At 35.5% G+C, this 4,901-nt stretch carries 6 protein-coding genes and 1 pseudogene; 3 read left to right on the top strand and 4 right to left on the bottom strand.

Annotated features, from left to right (window positions below; genetic code table 11):
* Positions 1-336 precede the first annotated feature (336 nt).
* Positions 337-669, top strand: coding sequence for a hypothetical protein (locus tag RHOW815_RS06840; RefSeq protein WP_215217576.1), 333 nt, complete (start codon positions 337-339; stop codon positions 667-669).
* On the opposite strand, the gene RHOW815_RS06835 is transcribed toward RHOW815_RS06840, so the two are convergent.
* The 3 genes from RHOW815_RS06835 to RHOW815_RS06825 all read right to left on the bottom strand — a co-directional run bounded on the left by RHOW815_RS06835 (position 656) and on the right by RHOW815_RS06825 (position 3,080).
* Complete coding sequence (locus RHOW815_RS06835; protein WP_215217575.1) at positions 656-1,729, bottom strand: cation:proton antiporter domain-containing protein; 1,074 nt, start codon at positions 1,727-1,729, stop codon at positions 656-658. The two genes, RHOW815_RS06840 and RHOW815_RS06835, sit on opposite strands and share 14 nt — an antisense overlap.
* A gap of 69 nt (positions 1,730-1,798) precedes the next feature.
* Complete coding sequence (locus RHOW815_RS06830) at positions 1,799-2,569, bottom strand: nucleoside phosphorylase (protein WP_215217574.1); 771 nt, start codon at positions 2,567-2,569, stop codon at positions 1,799-1,801.
* A gap of 88 nt (positions 2,570-2,657) precedes the next feature.
* A complete protein-coding gene (locus RHOW815_RS06825; RefSeq protein ID WP_215217573.1) occupies positions 2,658-3,080 on the bottom strand; it encodes a hypothetical protein in 423 nt (140 codons plus the stop codon).
* Between the two features lie 108 nt (positions 3,081-3,188).
* On the opposite strand from RHOW815_RS06825, the gene def reads away from it, so the two are divergent.
* Both def and RHOW815_RS06815 read left to right on the top strand, forming a co-directional pair.
* Complete coding sequence (gene def / locus RHOW815_RS06820) at positions 3,189-4,205, top strand: peptide deformylase (protein ID WP_215217572.1); 1,017 nt, start codon at positions 3,189-3,191, stop codon at positions 4,203-4,205.
* Positions 4,206-4,403: 198 nt separating this feature from the next.
* Positions 4,404-4,670 carry a hypothetical protein gene (locus RHOW815_RS06815; protein WP_215217571.1) on the top strand — a complete coding sequence of 89 codons (267 nt, stop codon included), beginning with the start codon at positions 4,404-4,406 and terminating at the stop codon, positions 4,668-4,670.
* Between the two features lie 16 nt (positions 4,671-4,686).
* Here RHOW815_RS06815 and RHOW815_RS09380 read toward each other — a convergent pair.
* Positions 4,687-4,901 (bottom strand): annotated as a pseudogene (locus RHOW815_RS09380) (transposase); the annotation flags it as partial.

Raw genomic sequence — 4,901 nt, 5'->3', positions numbered from 1 at the left:
GTTGTTTTGGCGCACCCATGTACTATTTGTCCCATAATGTTTCCTTTGATGCTAAATGTTCATAGTATACACCATTATACTTTGGGACTAAACAATAAAATCCATGTCAAGGATATGGTTCATTAACGATTTTTATAGAGACGCCTTTAAATAGTAAATCACGGGATGAAACAGTTAAAGCCGTCCAAGGACTTATTAGAGAATTTATTAAAAATTACCAGTTTGCAAATCCTCATCAAACTCAAAAGCCTGTATTTTACATCTACGGAGATTTAAAAAAATCTAGTGGAGATTTAATTTGTGTAATGAAATCCTGCAAATAAAGAGAAGAATTATATGAAAAATAATCGCACTATAAAAATGCTCTTAGGGCTTTGTTGTTTGCTCTCAAGTGGTTTTTTTGCTGAAGAAGTGTCTTCTGATTGTCAAAGCGAGCTATCGCAAATCAATGAGGAGATTGTCTATTTAGAAGAGGTAAAAACTCGTTATCATGCATTGGTTTTAATCCATGAAGAGCAAGCTATGCGTTGGCAGTTTGATCCTCATTTAAAACAAGAAGCCAGACGCTCTTTGAAGTTGGCAGATTCTGAGCGTAGAGTGATTCAAGAGATTCAAGAGCGGATTGATCACTTATACATTCGTAGAGATCAACTTCTTAAGTCCTCTTAAGAGGTTTTTTCATGAGCCAAATCACAACGTAAATAAACGCTCCGGATAGAGCTAAGTTTAGCGTTAGACTAAGACCTGCTAGCTCTAAAGCGATAGGAGGGAGTTTGTATTGAGTAGAGATCATTAAAATTCCAGCTCCTACTTCTCCTCGAGGCCACATAGCAACGCTTAAAGCGGTTCTCTCTTTTAAACTTACTTCTTTTTTGTAGCAGAACATAGGGAATAATTTGCCTAGATTAGCAAGGATTGTCAGCATAAGCACATGAAAGAGGAGCATCGTCCAGGAGATATGACCAAAAGATATTTTAGCTAAAGAACATCCTACAAGGAACATATATATAAATTTAAGGCTACTATCAAATTTCATAGCAAGGGGCGGATCTATTTTCTTATGGGGGGCTTTGAGGATGCACCCTAATACAAAAGCTGGTAGTAAAATTTCAAGATCTAAAACATCAACTGCTTTAAGAGATTCTACCAACCCTGTTAAAAGCACCGCATAAATAAAAATGCACAGTTTGTTTGTAGGGAGAGATACTCGGTGTAAATAACGGTAAGCAACGATTAAAAGAAGTATGGTAATCAGTAAAATAAAAGTGATTTGAGATTGCAGACCGATGTATATAAGCTGAAGAGGAACAATAAATAATACGGTATCTAAATCGTCAAATATAGCTAAAATTCGAACCTTTTTAAATACCCAAGTGCCAGCCAGGCCCGCAGCCATTAACATGGCAAATAAAAGACCTGTTGAAGTAGGTGCAGCAAACCTTCCAATTAAAGCTGCTTGCTGAAGTGTTAGGTCCAAAAATAAGAAGAAATAAGCACTACAAAAAATCCAAGGAAAGGCTGCTGCAGTCATTGCAATAAGGTAATCTTTCCCATAACTTTTGAGATTTTTTTTATTTAAATCAAACTCTATGCCTACTTCGATCATAATATAGGCCAAAAGAGTTAGAGTGAAAAAGTGTAAATAGCTTTGATAAGGAGTTAGATAAGCGGTTTGTGAAATGATAATACCAACTACTAAAAGCAAACTATATATGAAAATCTTGTACATAGGGTTCTTATTCCTTAGGTCTAATTTCTTAAGTAAAAGATCTATGCACAAAAAGCAAGTGAATTATCACTAAAAATCAGAAGTAGCAGCTCTCAGAGCGGTCTCAAATAGAGAGTGCAAGCTATTTTCTACTTTTTCATCTTCCAAATGAGGCTCCCACTCTAGCTGAGTGTGAGAGTCGCTGATTACAACCATTGCCCCTAAATCGATTTGATGAACATGAGCTATAGCAAATAAAGCAGCTGTTTCCATTTCAACAGTTAACACTCCTTCTTGTTGAAAATGCTGGATTTCCAATGAGGTTTGTCTATAGAAACCATCTGTTGTCCAGGTGCTGCCAATGTGATGAGAAGTATTTGCTTGTTTTAATAAGTCGGTTAAGAGATTAGTCATACGGCGAGGGGCATGGATATATTTGCTAGCTTCTATGTAATGATAGGAGGTTCCTTCATCGCGAACGGCTTTTTCGAAAAGCACAATATCACCAATGCCTACTTTATCATGAAGCGTACCAGCTGTACCTATACAAACGAAACGGGTGACCCCCCAAGCAATGAGTGCTTCCATTTGATGGGCAGCAGCAGGGGCGCCGGTTCCTAAATAAGCAATGGCAAGTGAAGGAAAGTCATCTAGAAAGAAAACCTTTTTAAAACAACCCTCGTAACTTTTATGTTTGTATTTTTGTAAGATGGTTTCTAAAAAACGCCCATGAGAACAAAAAATAATGGCTTGAGGGGAGCTAATTGTAGGCAGCAATCCTTTTTGACGATTGTATTCCAGCCATTTAGCTGGGGTGATTAAAGAAGGATGGTTATATTTTTCATGCAATTGAGGTAACATATTTTTTTAGACCTTTTTAAATTATAGAAATGATAACACAAATCAAAATAAAATATGAATAAATTCATTTAATTAAAGTAAATTTTATTTACTTTTGGTTTTTTAACCATCCATAGATTAATCCTAAAATTATTCCAAAAACCACATACCCCAATAGTAAAAGCGGCCTTATAAAGAGATATACTTCAGAAGGACACTCGGTTTTCATTTTAGCCATAAGCATTATAAGGTTGATTACCCATAAAAGCACTCCATATAAAGGTCCCCAAATAATGGCTCCTATGGGCTTTTTGGAGATTTTACAAACAGCTACAGCAAATATAGCTCCTAAAATAGCTGTTAAAAACAAATAGAAGAATAAACTGCTAAAGATGTTAGATAAGCCAACTAGCTCCCCAATAACTAGAATAGAATCGAAATGAAGCAAAGCAAAGGCAAGAAGTATTCCTGCAAAAATTCCACTTAAAACACCAATAATTAGATTTCTTTGAGAAAAAGTCCTAGTTTGCATTGAATCCCTTTATTTATTTTATTATCATCTTATGTAATTTACTGCAAAAAATGAGTTGTACCAAAAAAAAAAATCTGGAATAGTTTCTATTCTATAAAAAATTAGTTTATGACTTATTTAGAACCTAATATGATTAGAAAAGATAATGTAGAACTCTGTCCCTGCGCTAGTGGTTTATCTTATCAAACATGTTGTAGGCCTCTTCACAATGGTGCTTTGGTAAAGAACGCCTTGATGCTTATGCGTGCTCGCTATGCAGCCTATGCACTTGATTTAAGCTCTTATATTATTAAAACCACCCATCCTGCGAGTCCACAATATGACGATGATCATGAAAAATGGGCAAAAGAAATCTCCCATTTTTCCAAAACCTTTCAGTTTAATCGATTAGAGGTGCTTTCTTTTAAAGAAAAGGAAAGGGTGGCTACTGTAACTTTTGTAGCACATATGTCTCAAAATGACCAAGATGCTACATTTACAGAGAGAAGCTACTTTGAAAAAATCAAAGATCGGTGGCTGTATAAAAACGGACAGCTTTGCAAAGGGCATGTCCCTAGTTTAATGACTACAGAACCATTAAAGGTATTGCCTCTTGCCTATTATGATGACCCTATTCTCCGAAAAAAGGCCGAACCAATTACAGCCATTACAGAAGATGTAAAAAAGCTCATCGAAGAGATGAAAGAGACAATGGATGCTTGCAATGGGATAGGTCTTGCCGCTCCTCAAGTTCATCATTCAATTAGGCTCTTTATGATCAGAGAGCCTACCAATAAAGAGCTAGATAAAAACAAAATAAAATGGGGCGAGGTAAAAGTATTTATCAATCCCAAAATATCTTCCCCTAGTAAAAAGAAATGGAAAAAATCTGAAGGATGTCTATCGATTCCAAATATTTATGCAGATGTAGAAAGAGCTCAAGAAATAACAGTTGAGTATATGAATATAGAGAGAAAAATCATTACACAGCGGTTTTTTGGTTGGGAAGCTAGAGTCATTCTGCATGAAAATGATCATATCAATGGCATCTTATTTATTGACCGACTAAGTCAACAAGAAGCTGAAAAGCTTACTCCTTTTTTAGAAAACTTAAAAAAACGCATACATAATAGCTTTATGTTGTAATACGCTTTTTTATGGGTTCTCTATAATTACACGCAAGAATTTCAAAGAGAAAATAATGAGCTTGGTTATTTCTAACACTTTTATTCAAACAATTCCCGTTAGAGTTGCAGGAATGGCTCTTGGTTATTGTACCTATGAAAGGTTTGCACAAATTGTAAATGCAAAATCTCCAACTGTACTCACTAATTTTTACCCTGTATGGGACTTTTTGCTGGTGCTTTAGCAATCACGCAGCAAGCTATTGTTAATATATGCTGTGGCGCTTCTTGTCTTGATTCCTTTATAAAATATGTACTAACAAAAGAACAGCTCGTAGCTAAAATCCCTTCGTTTTTGGAAGATATGCATGAGACTGTGGGTTTGGAAAATCACAATTATATTCCATTACCAAGTGCAGATTACCAGATAACGGTTTTTATTAATATGGCCCTTTCAACCTCGAAGTGCACAAAAAAGAACATATAAATACTTGAAAAAACATCTATTGTGCACCCGAGCATAGCATGTTTGTAGATAATCTCCTAAACACTTCTAGTGGAGTTTTGAAGTTGAGAGCCTTTCTAGGTCTGTTATTTAGTATAAGTTTCCACCCTTTCCATATCCTTGGAAGTCGTATCTAAAAAGCTTTGTGTTTTAGGAAAATATTGCCTAACTAGTCCGTTTGTATGCTCATTTAAGCCTCTTTCCCAAGAATGG

It is taken from the genome of Candidatus Rhabdochlamydia sp. W815, assembly GCF_018642185.1.
GTDB classification, from domain to species: Bacteria; Chlamydiota; Chlamydiia; order Chlamydiales; family Rhabdochlamydiaceae; genus Rhabdochlamydia; species Rhabdochlamydia oedothoracis.
Note: the sequence above shows the minus strand (reverse complement) of the source record. Positions and strands in the feature narration are given on the sequence as shown.

Bases quoted from the DNA above. Each gene is read 5' to 3' on its own strand.
- RHOW815_RS06815 (WP_215217571.1), top strand. From the start codon at position 4,404: ATGGGACTTTTTGCTGGTGCTTTAGCAATCACGCAGCAAGCTATTGTT.
- RHOW815_RS06840 (WP_215217576.1), top strand. From the start codon at position 337: ATGAAAAATAATCGCACTATAAAAATGCTCTTAGGGCTTTGTTGTTTG.
- RHOW815_RS06835 (WP_215217575.1), bottom strand. From the start codon at position 1,729: ATGTACAAGATTTTCATATATAGTTTGCTTTTAGTAGTTGGTATTATC.
- RHOW815_RS06830 (WP_215217574.1), bottom strand. From the start codon at position 2,569: ATGTTACCTCAATTGCATGAAAAATATAACCATCCTTCTTTAATCACC.
- RHOW815_RS06825 (WP_215217573.1), bottom strand. From the start codon at position 3,080: ATGCAAACTAGGACTTTTTCTCAAAGAAATCTAATTATTGGTGTTTTA.
- def (WP_215217572.1), top strand. From the start codon at position 3,189: ATGACTTATTTAGAACCTAATATGATTAGAAAAGATAATGTAGAACTC.